This is a genomic window from Brevundimonas lutea (genome assembly GCF_003704105.1).
GTDB lineage: Bacteria > Pseudomonadota > Alphaproteobacteria > Caulobacterales > Caulobacteraceae > Brevundimonas > Brevundimonas lutea.
Genome location: NZ_QUOQ01000004.1, coordinates 213,762 through 228,900, shown reverse-complemented (window position 1 = coordinate 228,900; position 15,139 = coordinate 213,762). Strand labels below are relative to the sequence as shown.

At 69.0% G+C, this 15,139-nt stretch carries 18 protein-coding genes, 2 tRNA genes and 1 rRNA gene; 14 read left to right on the top strand and 7 right to left on the bottom strand.

The window, feature by feature from the left end; translation table 11 throughout:
* Positions 1 to 83: 83 nt before the first annotated feature.
* The 8 genes from rrf (at position 84) to EES48_RS08380 (ending at position 3,945) form a co-directional block, all read left to right on the top strand.
* Positions 84 to 198, top strand: a 5S ribosomal RNA gene (rrf, locus tag EES48_RS08415).
* 106 nt (positions 199 to 304) lie between these two features.
* Positions 305 to 381 (top strand) — tRNA-Met (locus EES48_RS08410).
* A gap of 161 nt (positions 382 to 542) precedes the next feature.
* Positions 543 to 1,157, top strand: a complete 615-nt coding sequence (locus EES48_RS15020) for a helix-turn-helix transcriptional regulator (protein ID WP_205679407.1) — start codon at positions 543 to 545, stop codon at positions 1,155 to 1,157.
* Between the two features lie 195 nt (positions 1,158 to 1,352).
* Positions 1,353 to 1,706, top strand: a complete 354-nt coding sequence (locus tag EES48_RS08400; protein WP_122465944.1) for an AtpZ/AtpI family protein — start codon at positions 1,353 to 1,355, stop codon at positions 1,704 to 1,706.
* 6 nt (positions 1,707 to 1,712) lie between these two features.
* Positions 1,713 to 2,498 (top strand): F0F1 ATP synthase subunit A, encoded by a 786-nt coding sequence (locus tag EES48_RS08395; protein WP_122465943.1) that lies wholly within the window; start codon positions 1,713 to 1,715, stop codon positions 2,496 to 2,498.
* A 56-nt stretch (positions 2,499 to 2,554) separates the two neighbouring features.
* Entirely contained in the window at positions 2,555 to 2,779 is a 225-nt protein-coding gene (locus tag EES48_RS08390; protein WP_122465942.1) for a F0F1 ATP synthase subunit C, read from the top strand.
* Between the two features lie 64 nt (positions 2,780 to 2,843).
* Positions 2,844 to 3,431 carry a F0F1 ATP synthase subunit B family protein gene (locus EES48_RS08385; RefSeq protein WP_122465941.1) on the top strand — a complete coding sequence of 196 codons (588 nt, stop codon included), beginning with the start codon at positions 2,844 to 2,846 and terminating at the stop codon, positions 3,429 to 3,431.
* A gap of 1 nt (position 3,432) precedes the next feature.
* Positions 3,433 to 3,945, top strand: a complete 513-nt coding sequence (locus EES48_RS08380) for a F0F1 ATP synthase subunit B (RefSeq protein ID WP_122465940.1) — start codon at positions 3,433 to 3,435, stop codon at positions 3,943 to 3,945.
* Positions 3,946 to 4,021: 76 nt separating this feature from the next.
* On the opposite strand, the gene EES48_RS08375 is transcribed toward EES48_RS08380, so the two are convergent.
* From EES48_RS08375 to EES48_RS08360, 4 genes are all read right to left on the bottom strand, one after another.
* On the bottom strand, positions 4,022 to 4,504 hold the full coding sequence (locus EES48_RS08375) for a DUF6789 family protein (RefSeq protein ID WP_122465939.1): 483 nt from the start codon (positions 4,502 to 4,504) through the stop codon (positions 4,022 to 4,024).
* A 99-nt stretch (positions 4,505 to 4,603) separates the two neighbouring features.
* Positions 4,604 to 5,050, bottom strand: a complete 447-nt coding sequence (locus EES48_RS08370) for a hypothetical protein (protein ID WP_162998090.1) — start codon at positions 5,048 to 5,050, stop codon at positions 4,604 to 4,606.
* A 258-nt stretch (positions 5,051 to 5,308) separates the two neighbouring features.
* Positions 5,309 to 5,509 (bottom strand): hypothetical protein, encoded by a 201-nt coding sequence (locus EES48_RS08365; RefSeq protein WP_122465937.1) that lies wholly within the window; start codon positions 5,507 to 5,509, stop codon positions 5,309 to 5,311.
* Between the two features lie 145 nt (positions 5,510 to 5,654).
* Positions 5,655 to 5,730, bottom strand: a tRNA-Ala gene (locus EES48_RS08360).
* Positions 5,731 to 5,894: 164 nt separating this feature from the next.
* Here EES48_RS08360 and EES48_RS08355 point away from each other — a divergent pair.
* From EES48_RS08355 to EES48_RS08330, 6 genes are all read left to right on the top strand, one after another.
* On the top strand, positions 5,895 to 6,203 hold the full coding sequence (locus EES48_RS08355) for a YggT family protein (protein ID WP_122465936.1): 309 nt from the start codon (positions 5,895 to 5,897) through the stop codon (positions 6,201 to 6,203).
* Entirely contained in the window at positions 6,203 to 7,192 is a 990-nt protein-coding gene (locus tag EES48_RS08350; protein ID WP_122465935.1) for a polysaccharide deacetylase family protein, read from the top strand. Before EES48_RS08355 ends, EES48_RS08350 begins: the two co-directional genes overlap by 1 nt.
* 83 nt (positions 7,193 to 7,275) lie before the next feature.
* Positions 7,276 to 7,479 (top strand): hypothetical protein, encoded by a 204-nt coding sequence (locus EES48_RS08345; RefSeq protein WP_162998089.1) that lies wholly within the window; start codon positions 7,276 to 7,278, stop codon positions 7,477 to 7,479.
* Positions 7,480 to 7,624: 145 nt separating this feature from the next.
* Positions 7,625 to 9,154: an amidohydrolase gene (locus EES48_RS08340; RefSeq protein ID WP_122465933.1), complete on the top strand. Its 1,530-nt coding sequence runs from the start codon at positions 7,625 to 7,627 to the stop codon at positions 9,152 to 9,154.
* On the top strand, positions 9,154 to 10,491 hold the full coding sequence (locus EES48_RS08335) for an amidohydrolase family protein (protein WP_122465932.1): 1,338 nt from the start codon (positions 9,154 to 9,156) through the stop codon (positions 10,489 to 10,491). Before EES48_RS08340 ends, EES48_RS08335 begins: the two co-directional genes overlap by 1 nt.
* Before the next feature lie 218 nt (positions 10,492 to 10,709).
* Positions 10,710 to 11,942, top strand: coding sequence for a CaiB/BaiF CoA transferase family protein (locus tag EES48_RS08330; protein WP_122465931.1), 1,233 nt, complete (start codon positions 10,710 to 10,712; stop codon positions 11,940 to 11,942).
* A gap of 61 nt (positions 11,943 to 12,003) precedes the next feature.
* Here the strand turns inward: EES48_RS08330 and EES48_RS08325 are convergent, their stop codons facing one another.
* The 3 genes from EES48_RS08325 to EES48_RS08315 form a co-directional block, all read right to left on the bottom strand.
* Complete coding sequence (locus EES48_RS08325) at positions 12,004 to 13,578, bottom strand: sodium/sugar symporter (RefSeq protein WP_122465930.1); 1,575 nt, start codon at positions 13,576 to 13,578, stop codon at positions 12,004 to 12,006.
* Between the two features lie 127 nt (positions 13,579 to 13,705).
* A complete protein-coding gene (locus EES48_RS08320) occupies positions 13,706 to 14,242 on the bottom strand; it encodes a hypothetical protein (protein ID WP_162998088.1) in 537 nt (178 codons plus the stop codon).
* 5 nt (positions 14,243 to 14,247) lie between these two features.
* The gene (locus EES48_RS08315) at positions 14,248 to 14,943 is read right to left on the bottom strand and encodes a hypothetical protein (RefSeq protein WP_122465928.1); all 696 of its coding nucleotides are present in this window, start codon (positions 14,941 to 14,943) and stop codon (positions 14,248 to 14,250) included.
* Between the last annotated feature and the right edge of the window lie 196 nt (positions 14,944 to 15,139).

Here is a 15,139-nt window from a genome sequence, read left to right as displayed (position 1 = left end):
CGCTTCGCGCTAGTTGAGCCCGGAAGGCGCCGGCCTCCCGCCTTGCGCGGATTTGGGCCGGTGATTTCTGTCCTACCGGTTGACCTGGTGACTATGTCGGAGGTTCCCCACCCGATCCCATTCCGAACTCGGTCGTTAAGCCCTCCAGAGCCGATGGTACTTCGTCTTAAGGCGCGGGAGAGTAGGTCGTCGCCGGGTCTACCGGTCGGACAGAAACATGATGCCTGGCCTATGCTCGCGACGCGGTTGCTCGCGGCATGAGGCCATGATCTCGAACCCTTTCTTCCTTCACACACAGGTTTGCCGCGGGATGGAGCAGCCCGGTAGCTCGTCAGGCTCATAACCTGAAGGTCGCAGGTTCAAATCCTGCTCCCGCACCCAAATCTTGAGAACGCCGTCCGGATCCCGGGCGGCGTTTTCGTGTATTTCGGCTCGAACCTCTCCCAGATCGTCAAACCTGACATTGCGTGATACCCAAAACTGGTCACGCGCAGGCCGGGAATCCCGCTTAACCTTCATGGTGAACAGGGGAATCGGGGCGGTTGGGCACACAGGGACTGGCGAAAGCCGCACGCACGAGCCTGCTCGCGGACGATGATCCGGAGGGCCTGGCCTATCTCCAAGCCTGGTCTGACCGGTCGTTTCTGCCGTGCCTGATCCTGACGCCCCAGGCCGGCGTCATCTGGCGCAATCAGGCGGGTCGGATCCTGCTCACCGAAGCTGACCGCCTGATGGAGCACAACGGGCGTCTTGCCTGCGCCGACAAATCCCAGGCTCAGGACCTGCTCGACTTCGTCGCGCGCGCCGCGGCCGAGGGGGCGATCTGGGTCTATCTGGACGCCGCCGGAGGTAATCTGGTGATCCGGGGGGAGCCCGTTCGGCGGCGGGGTCACGCGGCGGCCGGCCTGATGATCCATTCGATCGGGGAGGCGTCCGAGGCGACCTGGGCCGATCTCACCCGCGTCTTCCCTCTGACCCGGGCCGAGGCCGCCGTGGTGCGAAACGCAGCGGCCGGCGCGCGGGCCGACGCCATCGCCGCCGCCCTGGGTGTGTCGCTGGAGACGGTGCGGACCCATTTCCGCCGAATTTACGCCAAGCTGGGCGTCTCCAGCCGCGAGCAGCTGTTCGCTCTGGTCACCCCCTATCGCCTTCCGTAGGGCGGGCCGGCCCGCGACGAATCCGCGCCGCAGCCGCAGTGCTCGCTAAATGCCCGTAAGATAAGAGAAAAATGGCTCAAGCCGATCCGCGCCCACGCCTTGACCTAGGGCCGTTCCGACAGTAGGTTCCGCGCCGATTTCAGACCCCGCCCCGGGCGCTTGCGCAGGGGGGCGCCGACAGACGGTCCAAAGTCCATGCCCGAGGAAACGCGTGAAGAGGCGATCAAGCGCCTCACCGAAAGCGCATCCTCGCTTGAGACCCGCACCACGCGGGATTTTTCTCAGGAGGCGGCGGGCCACAAGGCTGCCGGCCAGGCGTGGCGGATTCTCGCCGACCTGTTCGGTGGCGTGTTCGTCGGCTTGCTGATCGGCTTTCTGCTCGACCGGTTTGCCGGCACGACGCCGTGGGGGATGATTGGCGGGGTCCTGGTGGGCTTCGCCATATCGATATGGATGGCGCGTCGCACGGCCAATCGGCTCATGGCGCAGGCGAAATTGGAAGGCGAGCCGAAGTCGGTTCCCTTCGATGACGAAGACGAGGGACGATAAGGCTCAATGGCCGATCCGATTTATCAGTTTGAGATCGTCAAGATCGTCGACCTGCCTGACGTCACCGTTCCGGGCCTGGGCGTGGTCGATCTGGCCATCACCAATTCCCACGTCGCCATGACCATCGCCTTTGGTCTGGTCGTGCTGTTGATGACGCTGGTGACCGCGCGCGCCAAGGTCGTGCCCGGCCGCCTGCAGGCCGCCGGCGAGACCCTGTTCGGCATGATCGACAACCTGACCCAGTCGATTATCGGCCATGATGGTCGCAAGTATTTCCCGTTCGTCTTCACCATCTTCATGCTGATCCTGGGCATGAACCTGCTGGGCATGTTCCTGACCTTCACGGCGACGGCCCAGCTGGCGGTGACCGCGACCTTCGCCCTGCTGACCTTTGGATTGGTGCTGGCGATCGGGTTCGCCAAGAACGGCTTCAAGTTCTTCCTGCTGTTCTGGCCAACCGGCGCGCCCCTGGTGATGCGCCCCATCGTCGGCTTCATCGAGTTCATCGCCTTCATGCTTCGCCCGCTGACCCTGGCGCTTCGCCTGTTCGGCAATATGCTGGGCGGTCACGTGGCGCTGAAGGTGTTCGCGGGCTTCGTGGTGTCCTTGGGCGCCTTGGCTGCCGGCGGTGGTCTGGGTCTGCTGGGCCTGCCCGCGGCGGCCCTGTCACTGGGCATGGTCCTGGGCCTGACCGCGCTCGAGTTTCTCGTGGCCTTCCTTCAGGCCTTCGTCTTCGCTGTTCTGACCTGCATCTACCTCAACGATGTGGTCAATCTGGGCGAGGGGCACTAAGCCCCGACCCCATTCTTCACCCTCAACCGCAACTGACTGACTAGGACTAGAGACCCATGGAAGTAGAAGCCGCCAAGGCCATCGGCGCCGGCCTCGCCACCCTCGGAATGATCGGCGCCGGCATCGGCGTCGGCAACATCTTCGGCAATTTCCTGGCGGGCGCGCTGCGCAACCCGTCGGCCGCCGGCTCGCAGATCGGCAACCTGTTCGTGGGCGCGGCCCTGGCCGAGGCCCTGGGCATCCTGGCCTTCGTGCTGGGCCTGCTGATCTACTTCGTCTAATTCCGCGCGCGGCCTCCTCGGTATCCGAGGGGGCCGTCGCTGACTCTCTGGCATTCGAGCGTTCATGAGCAGCCCCCTTCCCCCTGAGGTTCCTACACCCGTCGAGGCTTCGGCCGGCGTGGGTGAGACCTACACGTCCACCACCGAGCCCGCTCACGGGCCGGAGGAAGGCGGCGGCCTGCCTCAGTTCGAGTTCCAGCACTGGGGCGGGCAGATCATCTATCTGCTGTTCCTGTTCGTCGTTCTGTATCTGCTGATGGCCAAGGTGTTCGCGCCTCGGCTGCGTCGCGTGTTCGAAGAGCGGGAGGCCACCATATCCGGCGCCATCGCCTCGGCGCGGCAGGTCCAGGCCGAGGCCGCCGGCCAGGCCGAGGCCGCCAAGGCCGAGGTCGAACAGGCGCGGGCCCAGTCTCGCGCCACCGCAGCGGCCGCCAAGGCTCGGGTAACCGAAGCCGCCAATGCCCGCGCCGCCGAGGAAGAGGCCGTGGTCGCCGCCCGCATCGCCGAGGCGGAGGGCCAGATCGCCAAGACGCGCGATGCGGCAATGACCAATGTCGCGACCATCGCCGCCGACACCGCCTCGGCCATGGTCGAGCGCCTGACCGGAACCTCGGTCAAGCCCGCCGAAGCCGCCGCCGTGAAGGGCGCCTGACATGCTGTTCTTCGATCCGCACCTGTATGACCTCGCCAACGCCGAACTCTGGGTGGCCGCCGGGCTGTTCCTGTTTTTCGGCGTCCTGATCTTTGCCGGCGTTCCCAAGCTGGTCGCTGGCAAGCTCGACGAGAAGGCCGCCAAGATCCAGTCCGAGTTGGACGAGGCTGCTCGACTTCGCGCCGAGGCCGAGGCCCTGCTGGCCCAGATCCGCAAGGAGAAGGCCGAGGCCGAGGCCCAGGCCGCCGAGATGCTGGCCGCCGCCGAGGCCGACGCGCGCCGCATGGAAGAAGAATCGCGCGCCCGCCTCGAGGAAAGCCTCGCCCGTCGCCAGCAGCTGGCCGAGCGTCGCATCGCCCAGGCCGAGGCCCAGGCCACGGCCGAGGTGAAGGCCGCGGCCGTCGATCAGGCCGCGAAACAGGCCGAGGCCATCCTCGCCGCCCGCCTGTCGGCCCAGTCCAAGGATCCGCTGCTGGATCAGGCCATCGCCGGCCTGGGCTCCAGGCTGAACTGACCCGAACGACGACCCAAACGATCACGGCCCCGCTGTCGCCAGCGGGGCCGTTTTCGTATGCCGGGGTTCGCGTCGCTCAGGCGGCCGCGGCGGCTCCCGGGTCGGAAGCGGCGGCCCGCTCGGCGGCGCGCGCCTTCTTCCTCTGTTCGCCATAGACCGTGCCCAGCACGATGCCGAACACCACGTGGATGGCCAGCATCCAGGCGATGGTGCCGAACCCGGCCCTCACTGCGAACAGGCCCAGGTCGGCCATCGGCGCGACGGTGAACATCATCAGGATCCAGGCGGCGACCGAGAACAGAATGCCCTTGGTGCCCGAGGTGTCGGTGGGCAGACGCGGCGCGACATAGGCGAAGGCCGGTCCCAGGATCAGCGTGCCGGCCAGGATGTGCAGCACCCATCCCACGGCGGGCTGGTCGGGCATGCCGGCGATCGTCGCCAGAAGCGTCGGAAACTCGGTGATGGTCGGAAGCGCGAACATGTTCACCACCTCCATCGCCGCGACGGCGATCGAAGCGGCGAATCCCGCGATGGCGCCCATCTTGAACTGTGACTGCATGACGTCGGCTCCTCCCAAAGCTTTCTTAGCGTCAGGAATCGAGCATACGCCCCTGAGAGCGACCCGCGTTCACGTTTCCGTGCTCGCCGTTCTGCGGGTTCAGGCGGAGGCGGTCGCGGTGTCGGAGGCCGCCTTATCGCGGCCGAAGCGGCGCTTCAGCGCCAGGCGACCGCGCCGCAGAAAGCCTCGCGATTCCCTGAGGATCAGCCGCTCGATTCGCAGCGCCTGTTGCCAGAACACCGGCGCTACCTCCGGCTCCTTGCGCAACAGCCGCCGCACCGGAAACACCCAGTTCGGCCGCCAGCGCTGGGCGCGGATGAACAATCGCTTGGCCCGGTAGCTGTTCTTCAGCACCAGAATCAATCCGGCTACCGTCAGCGGCATACCGAGAGGTCCGGGCAGGGGCGCCAGCACCGCGCCGCCCAGCAGCAAAAGTCCTCCCACCCCGATCGACACAACCTTCATCCCGCCCATCAGCAGGCGGCGAAAGCCGCCCTTCGGCGGGGCGTGCTCGGCGTGTCGGGGCAGGGCGATCAGATGCGTCACGGTCAGCTCCGGCGGCCAATGAGGGCCCAGCATTTCATTGGAAATGCGCCGCGCTTCTTTCGGTTCGGCCTTGAACGTCCCGAAAGAAAGAACGGCCCGACGCCAGGTGCAGGGACGTCGGGCCGCTCGCGCCGGTCGGGTCATCCCGCCCGCCGACGACTACGACCCCGAAGCGCCGCGAGCGGGAGGGCCCGCGCGCCGCCGAAATCGTGAGAACACCCTATCCGCGACCGCGTGTCGCAACCCTGAGGCGGCCGTTCATCTTCGGGTCACCTCGTCCGGCGCGACCCGAGCACAGGCCACGGCTCTCAACTGCACCCGCGCCGCCGCTTGCACCAGCGCGTCGGGCGCCCGGTGCTCCAGTTCGCGCAAGAGCCCGCCCAACCCCGCGCGCCCATCCGCGCTGCTCAGGTCGATCCGCGCCACGGCCTCGCGGAGAGAGATAAGGGTGTCTGACATCGTGTTCGGCTCCTCGAAGGAAAGCCACCGATCCCCACGATACCGCGCCCGGCTTTCGCCGCCAGCCCAATGTTCATGAAATGTTCTAACGATCCACAGCCGCCCGCGACCGCTGTTCCGCCATCCTTTAGCGAGAAAAATCGCCTGGTGGAGCCGAGGGGAGTCGAACCCCTGACCTCGTCATTGCGAACGACGCGCTCTACCAACTGAGCTACGGCCCCGTTTCCGGGCCCCCAGGCGAGGGCGCGACATAGAGGGGCGGGGGAAGGGGTGTCAATAGAGCGCGCACAGGCCGTGGCGACCCGTGTTGGCGTATGGCTCCGGCCGGGCTAGGAAGCCCCGTCGGCCCCGCGCCGAAACCTCTTTTCGGAGACCGCATTCGGGCATGGCCGGCTTCATCTGTTTCATCATCGGGTCGCTGCTGACCCTGCTCTGGATCGCCATCATCGCCCAGGCGATCCTCAGCTGGCTGTACGCCTTCAATGTGGTCAATCCCCACAACCGCGTGGTCGGCCAGATCGCCGGCTTCCTGGACGCGGCCACGGGCTGGCTGCTGCGACCGTTTCAGCGGATCATTCCGCCGCTGGGCGGCCTCGACATCTCGCCGATCATCGTGCTGCTGCTGATCCGCGGCGTTCAGATCTACCTGCTGCCGATCTTCTGCAACTTCCTCTACAGCCTGTTCGGCGCCTGATGGTCCGGGCGCGGCAGGTCAGGCCGCGCCTGTCGCACCTCGCGGCGGCCGCGCTCGCCGGTCTGCTCCTCGCCTCGTCGGCCCATGCCCAGGTCCAGGCCCAGGCCCCGGTCGAACGCCGCGTCGCGGTCACCTTCGATGACCTGCCGTACCAGGCCTCGGACGCGGTCCTGTGCGATCCCGAGGCGACCCTCGCCCTGACCCGCGACTTCCTGGCCATGCTGGCCCCGCTGGACAGTCGCGCGACCGGCTTCGTCAACGAGGGACGGGTCTGCGACGCGGCCCGGCCCGCGCTGGTGGCCCAGGTCGTCACCCTGTGGCTCGACGCCGGCCTGCCGCTGGGCAACCACAGCTTCAGCCACCCCGATCTCGGCGCGATGACCGCCGACCAGTATCTCGCCGACGTCGATCGCGGCGCCGAGATCACCCGCCCCTTGGTCGAGGCGCGCGGCGACCGCCTGGTCTGGTTCCGCCACCCCTTCCTCAAGGCCGGCGAGACGCCCGAGAAGAAGGCGGCGGTCGAAGCGGGTCTGGCCGAGCGCGGCTATCGGGTCGCCACTGTCACCCTCGACAACAATGACTGGATGTACGCCGACCTCTACCGGCGGGCCGAGGCGGCGGGCGATGACGCCCTGATGCGCCGGCTGGGCGAGGCCTATGTCGCCCACATGGCCGAGGCGCTGGATCACTACGAACCCTACAGCGCCGAAATGAACGGCGGGGTCGAGCCGCCCCAGGTGCTGCTGCTGCACGCCAACGCTCTGAACCGCGACTGGTACCCGCGCATCCACGACCTGTTCCTCCGCCGCGGCTACGCCTTCGTCAGCCTGGACGAGGCCCAGGCCGACCCGCTCTACGACCGTCCCGACACCTACGCCGGACCCAACGGCATCTCCTGGCTGCACCGCTGGCGGCTGACGGCGGACGAGCGCCCGCGCTACGAGCCCCGGCCTCCTGCTTGGGTGGTGGAGATGTACGAAGCCCGCTGAATCGTCACCCGCGCTGGTTGGTCGCATTGTGCGAACGACTGATGGTTGAGCGTGATGGGCGCCTTCACAGAGGGAGGACCATCATGACCATCATCCGTCGCCACCGCGCAATCTTGGCCGCCGTGCTGCTCGCCGCCGGAGTCGGCGCCGGCTCCAGCGCCGCCCAGACCGGCCCGCGGGACTGCGCTCGTGAGTGCTTTGAGCTTTGCCAGCTCATCTACGCCCCCGACCGCGAGGCTGTTTTCGCCTGCGCCAACGCTTGTTTCGAAGAGAACTGCTCGGCGTGATGCTGCGCTACCCGCCCCGGCCATTCGGATCGCGGGCGGGTAGCGACGTTCTCGGATTTCGCCCTTTACCCGCGCGCCAAGCTCGGCTTGTCTGCGTCGCCCGTGTCCTCGGATGGAGCGGGTGACTAAGGGACAGGGGACGATCATGAGAACATCGAGGGGGCTGAAGCGCGCCCTGGCGTGCGGTCTGGCGATGGGCGCTCTGCTCAGCGGCTGCGCCACCACCGGCGAAACGGGCGGCGACAACGGCGCCTCGGCCGAGGGCGAAAAGGAACGGGTTCAGCTGACCCGCGGCCTCAACGCCTATGAGAACCCCGATCCCTTCCCCTCGACCTACCAGCCGCTGCCCTCGGCCAACACGGCCTTCGTCGGCGCGACCATTCTGACCGCGACGGGCCAGCGCATCGACAACGGCGTGGTGCTGGTCTCGAACGGCCGCATCCAGTCCGTCGGCCCGGCCGGTACCGCCGTCCCCGGCGGCTATCAGAGCGTCGACGCCTCGGGTCGCTACATCACCCCCGGCATCATCGACGTCCACTCGCACCTGGGCGTCTATCCCTCGCCCGGCGTCCAGGGCATGAGCGACGGCAACGAGGCCACCAGCCCCAACACCGCCCAGGTCTGGGCCGAGCACTCGGTCTGGCCCCAGGATCCCGGCTTCAACGCCGCGCGCGCCGGCGGCATCACCAGCCTGCTGATCCTGCCCGGCTCGGCCAATCTGTTCGGTGGCCGCGGCGTGACCCTGCGCAACGTGCCCTCGGTGACCATGCAGGGCATGAAGTTCCCCGAGGCCCCCCACGTCATCAAGATGGCCTGCGGCGAGAACCCCAGCCGCGTCTATGGCGGCCGCAATCAGAGCCCGGCCACCGGCATGGGCAATGTCGCCGGCTATCGCTCCGCCTTCATCGCCGCGCGTGACTACGCCCGCAAGTGGGACAAATGGCGCGAGGACGGCGAGGGCGAGCCGCCGACCCGCAACCTCCAGAACGAGACCCTGGCCGGCGTGCTCGACGGCGAGATCCTGGTCCACAACCACTGCTACCGCGCTGACGAAATGGCGGTGATGATCGATATCGCCAAGGAGTTCGGCTACGAGATCAGCACCTTCCATCACGCCATCGAGAGCTACAAGGTCGCGCCGCTGCTGCGCGAGGAGGACATTTGCTCGGCCATGTGGACCGGCTGGTGGGGCTTCAAGATGGAGGCCCTGGACGGCATCGAGGAGAACCCGGCCATCGTCCACGCCTCGGGCGCCTGCGCCATCGTCCACTCCGACGACGCCACCCTGATCCAGCGCCTGAACCAGGAGGCGGCCGCCGCGCTCTCGGCCGGACGTCGCGCCGGCCTGACCATCTCGGAAGAAGAAGCCATCGCCTGGATCACGGCCAACCCCGCCCGGGCCATGGGCATCGCCGATCAGACCGGCACTTTGGAGGCCGGCAAGCGCGCCGATCTGGTGATCTGGAGCGCCAATCCGTTCAGCGTCTACGCCCGCGCCGACCAGGTCTATGTCGACGGCGCCCTGACCTACGACCGCTTCGACCCCAGCCGCCAGCCCGCCTCGGACTTCGAACTGGGCCAGCCCGGCTACGGCATGCGGCCCGCCAGTGTTCAGGAGCAGCGCCGCTACGGCCCGATGGCCGCTAATTCCAGCACCAATGGGGGAGCTCGCTGATGCGCGCGATCATGATGGGCGCCTTGGCGGCGCTGGCCCTCGCTGTTCCGGCCCAGGCCCAAGAGACGGTGGCCATCACCGGCGGCCGAATCCTGACGGGGGAGGGGATCATCGAGAACGGCACGGTGGTCATCACCAACGGCCGCATCGCCTCGGTCGGCTCGGGCGCGGCGCCCGCCGGCGCGCGGGTCATCGACGCCTCGGGCAAGGTGGTGACGCCGGGAATCGTCGCGGTCGATTCCGGCCTGGCGGGGACCGAGGTCGGCTCGGTCAGCTCGACCAACGACCTGCGCAATCAGTCCAACACCCTGTCGGCGGCCTTCGACGTCTCCTATGGCCTCGACCCCTGGTCCTTCACCCTGCCGGTCGCCCGGCTGGGCGGTGTCACGCGGGCGGTGGTGGTGCCCAATCATCCCGGCGGCTCCGGCGGCCATGTGCATGAGCACGACGCGGCCGGGGCGGGCGAGGGCGGCTATCATGACCCCGGCCTGTTCGCGGGCCAGGCGGCGGTGATCCACCTGGGTCAGGGCATGGACATCCTGGTCCAGCCGCGCGTGGCCATGGTCGCCCCCTTCGGCGCGGCCGGGGCGGGCGTCGCCGGCGGCGCGCGCGGGGCCGAATACACCCTGTTCAAGGAGACGCTGGACGAGGTTCGCCTCTATCAGCAGAACCGCGCCGCCTATCAGCGCGCCGGCCTGCGTGACCTGATGCTGTCGCGCGCCGACCTCGAGGCCCTGATTCCGGTGGTCGAGGGCGACATGCCCCTGATCGTCACCGTCCACCGCGCAGCCGACATCCGTCAGGTGCTGCGTCTGGCGCGGGAAGAGAACATCCGCCTTATCCTGGACGGCGCTGAGGAGGGCTGGCTGGTCGCCGACGAGATCGCGGCGGCCAATGTGCCGGTGCTGCTCGACGCCCTGGCCAACCTGCCCGGAAACTTCGAGCGCCGGGCCTCGCGCATGGAGAACGCCGCGGCCCTCGACGCCGCCGGGGTGGTCATCGCCATCAAGGGCACCGAGGGCTCGACACACCGCGCCCGCGAGACGCGCTACAACGCCGGCAACGCCGTGGCCCACGGCCTGCCCTATGAGCGGGCGATCGCGGCCATCACCACCAACCCGGCGCGCATCTTCGGCATGCAGGACCGCTTCGGCGCCCTTCGCGCCGGCGCCGAGGGCGACGTGGTGGTGTGGTCCGGCGACCCGCTGGAGCCGCTCAGCCAGGCCGAGGCCGTCTTCGTGCGCGGCGTCGAACAACCCCTCGAGAGCCGCCCCCTCCAACTCCGCGACCGCTACATGCCGCAGCAGCGGACGATGCCGCCGGCCTATTCGCGCTAGGCGCAAACCTCACCTCCCCATGCGCGAAGGCGCGTGGGGAGGACAGGCCGACGCTTCCACTGTTCCGCCTCCCCGGCGAAGGCCGGGGCCCAGGAGGGCTTGCGTGAGCTGCTGATGATAGGCCTGCGTTCGCGGCTTTGGACCCCGGCCTGCGCTGGGGAGGCGGCCTGATCCTGACGACTGGCCCTTCGCTCGTTCAACGGGCTAAGACCATACCGATGACCAACATCCCACCGCCCGGCCCCCTCCACGGCGTCCGCGTCCTCGACCTCTCGCGCGTCCTCGCCGGACCGTGGGCGACGCAGCTGCTGGCCGACCTGGGCGCCGAGGTGATCAAGATCGAGCGGCCGGGCGTCGGCGACGACACCCGCCACTGGGGGCCGCCCTTCACCATCCGCGCAGACGGGACGCCCGGCGACGCCGCCTATTTCCTGTGCGCCAACCGCAACAAGAAGTCCGTCACCCTGGACATCGCGACGCCTGAGGGCGCCGCCATCGCGCGCGATCTGGCCGCGAAATCCGACGTTGTCGTCGAGAACTTCAAGACCGGCGGCCTGAAGAAGTACGGCCTCGATCACCCCAGCCTGTCGGCCATCAATCCGCGCCTGGTCTATTGCTCGATCACCGGCTTCGGCCACACCGGACCCCGCGCCGGTCAGGCGGGCTACGACTATATGATCCAGGCCATGGGCGGCCTGATGTCGATCACCGGCCAGCCCGACGGCGCCGAGGGGGCCGAGCCGATGAAGGTGGGCGTCGCCGTCGCCGACCTGTTCACCGGCCTCTACGCCTCCAACGCCATCCTGGCCGCCCTGCTGCATGCGCGCGCGACCGGCCAGGGGCAGCACATCGACATGGCCCTGTTCGACGTCCAGGCCGCCATGCTGGCCAATCAGGCGACCAATCTGTTCGTCTCGGGCGTGGCCCCGACCCGCATGGGCAACGCCCACCCCAACCTCGCCCCCTATCAGCCCTATCCCTGTTCCGACGGCATGGTGGTGATCGCCGTCGGCAACGACAGCCAGTTCCGGGCGCTGGCCCGCGCTCTCGACGCCGAGAGCCTCGGCGCCGACCCCCGCTTCCTGACCAACGCTATGCGGGTCCAGCATCGTGCCGAGCTGGCCGAGGCCCTGTCGTCCCGGACCCAGGCTCTGACCATCGATCAGCTGCTGGCGCGGCTGGAGGCGGCCGGCGTGCCCTGCGGCCCGGTCAACACCGTCGACCGCGTCTTCGAGGAACCCCAGGCCCGGGCGCGGGGCCTGGTCGTCGAGCAGGGCAGGGCGGACCTCGGCCATCCGGTCCGCACCGTCGCCTCGCCCATCCGCATGTCCGAGACGCCGGCCGCCTATCGCTCAGCCCCGCCCGCGCTCGGCCAGGACACCGACGCCGTGCTGGGCGACCTGTTGCCCGACCTCGACCTCGCCGACCTGCGCGCGCGCGGCGTCGTCTGAACGGAAAAAGGGCGGCGGATCGATCGACCCGCCGCCCTCGTTCAGGCCGCCAGGGCGCCGATCACCACCAGAGCGAATAGACCGCGACCAGGAAGGCGATCACGCCCACCGCCGCGATGTTGAACGCCAGCGAGGTCTTGTAGCTGATGCCGTCGAAGCGGATCGGCAGGGTCGTCTCCTTCTGCGGCGCGATGAAGGAGACGATCACCGCCGCCGCCAGGGCCGCCAGGAAGACCACGCCGACGCGGTTCATGAAGGGCATGACGAACAGCCCCTCGTTGTTCACCCACCACATCACGCCCGACAGAACCACGCCGCCGATGGCCGCGGCCAGGGCCCCGGCCTCCGACGCCCGCTTCCAGAACATGCCCAGCACGAAGATCACCACGATGGCCGGCGTGAAGAAGCCGGTGAAGTCCTGGATGAATTGGAAGGCCTGATCGAAATTGCCCAGCAGCGGCTGGGCCACCAGGGCGCCGACAGCCATGGCCACGACGGCGACGATGCGGCCGACGGTGACCAGATGGTGCTGGCTGACCTCGGGCCGAGCCTTGGCGTAGAGGTCCAGGGTGGCGATGGTCGAGATCGAGTTCACCAGCGATCCAAGCGTGGCGACGATGGCCGCCACCAGGGCCGCGAACACCAGCCCCAGCAGACCCGTCGGCAGCAGGGCCATCATGGTCGGATAGGCCTGATCGCCGCGCTCAAGCTCCGGCGCCAGCACCAGAGCCGCCAGACCCGGCAGCACCACGATCAGCGGCATCAGCAGCTTCAGATAGGCGGCGAAGGCGATGCCCTTCTGGGCCTCGTTGACGCTGGAGGCGGCCAGCGCCCGCTGGATGATGTACTGGTTGAAGCCCCAGTAGCTCAGATTCATGATCCACATCCCGCCGATCAGCACGGCGATGCCGGGCAGCGCCTGATAGTGCGGGCTGTCGGGCGACAGGATCATGTCGAACTTCTCGGGGAATTCGGTGGTCAGGCGGGTGAAGCCGCCGAGGATGCCGGCGTCGCCCCCGATCTGGCTCAGGGTGATGAAGGCGATCACCAGCCCGCCGAACACCAGCAGCGCCACCTGCACCGCGTCGGTCAGGGCCACGGCCTTCAGCCCGCCCCACAGCTGATAGACCAGGCCGAACACCGCCAGGCCGATCAGGGCCAGGGTCTGGTCCACCCCCGTCACCGTGGTGATGGCCAGCGCCCCCAGCCACAGGATCGAGGTGATGTTCACGAAGACGTAGAGCACCAGCCAGAACACGGCCATGACGGTGCGGATCCTGGCCCCGTACCGCTGCTCCAGAAACTGCGGCATGGTGACGATGTTGTTGCGCAGGAAGATCGGCAGAAAGAACTTGCCGACGATCAGCAGGGTCAGCGCCGCCATCCACTCATACGACGCGATGGCCAGGCCGATCACATAGCCCGAGCCGCTCATGCCGATGATCTGCTCGGCCGAGATGTTGGCGGCGATCAGCGAGGCGCCGATGGCCCACCACGGCAGGCTCTTGGACGCCAGGAAATAGTCGGTGGTGTTCTTGGTCTCGCCCGGCTTGTCGCGCGACACCCACTGGGCCAGGGCGAAGATGCCCACGGCATAGATCGCAAGGATCGCGAGATCGAGTGGCGCGAGCGACATGGACTTCCCCCAGCATCGGCCTCTTTGCGGGCCGGCCCGCGACGCTAGGACGCGGCCGGGGGCGGAGCAACGCCGAATGCGGCTGGATTGCGGCCCCTGTCACACGATGTGACCGGCCCCCCACCCCTCACGGCACATCGACCGCCGCCCCCTCCGGCAACCCCATGTCGGCGCGCCAGTCGTCCCGCCGCGCCGTCAGCACCACCCGGTCCAGCACCGACACGCGCCGCAACCGCCCGTCCTCGCCCCAGAAGGCGTCCATCCACGGATATTTCCGCGCCCACTCCCGGTCCGCCGCCGCCGTCTCGGGCCCCAGCCGCCCGGCCCGCCAGTCCAGGACGTAGCCGACGTCCCACAGCGGAACCCCGTCCATCGGCCCGCCCGCCATCGCCGCCATCAGCGTCTCGGCCAGCCGCCGCGCCTCCGCCCGCTCCTGTTCGAACGCCGCCAGCCGCGCCCGCGCCCAGCGTCCCCACCCCTCGGCGGGCTCGGGCACGGGGTCCGGCGCCCGCCCCCGGCCCCAGCCCTCGGCCGCCCGCCGCCGCCACAGGTTGGCCATGCCCACATCGAACCGCCGCGCGCACGACGCCGCCGTCTCCCCGCCCTCCCAGGCCCGCCGCACCGCCTCCCACGTCTCCGCGTCCCGCCGCTTGATCTCCCGCACCGCCGTCACCCCTCGAACCCGCCCGGCCGCAGATCCAGCTCATCCGCCGCCCGCCGCGCCTTCCACTTCACCAGGTCCACCGGACGCGGCCGCGATTCCAGCGCGATGATCTCCCGCGCCGCCCGCGCCAGCCTCAGCGCCTCCAGCCCGTCCCCGGCCCGCACCGCCAGGGTCGCCCCGTTCAGCGCCTGCAGGATCAGCCGCTGCGCCGCCAGATAACCGGGCGTCTCGGCCAGGGGATGCGGCGCCCCGTCCAGGCCCCCATCCGGCATTATGCGTTCGTCCTGCACCGTCACCTCCGGCTGGGCCGCCACCCGCTCCAGGTCCGGCCACCCCAGCGGCGCCTCCACGATCGCCCGCGCATCGTCCAGAGAGCCCGCGTCGAACCGCGGCCACGCCATCCCCCCGGCCTGCGCCTCGGCGAAGCTGAACAGAGCCTTCTCATACTGGTCGAACCAGCTCAGCGGCGCCCCGTCGATCGTCTCCTCCCCGGGCGCGCCCGCCCCCGGCGCCGCCGCCGCGACCGCCCCCGATGGGCGTGAGGCCTGCGCCTTCCTCGACCACCCCTCGCGCCGCGCCCGCGCATGCAGCGTCCCGGCCCGAACCCCGATCAGCCCCGCCGCCGTCTCCCCCGTCGCCCCGTTGAGGTAAGCCGTCCTGGCCAGCGCCCACTGCGCCGCCGTCGCCGCCGATGGCCGCATGATGTCTCTCCCTGATGTGCCGGCGCGCCAACCGCGCCCCCACGCATCATGCCGGACCCCAGCCCCCCGTCGGACATCCGGACGCTGCCCCGCCGCAAAGGCAGGCGGGGCGGGGGTTCAGGCTCGGAGGAAGGGGGAATAGCGGAGCTGGTCGTCGGTGACTGCGTCCGTTTCTGACGTACCGCCTCACCATTCT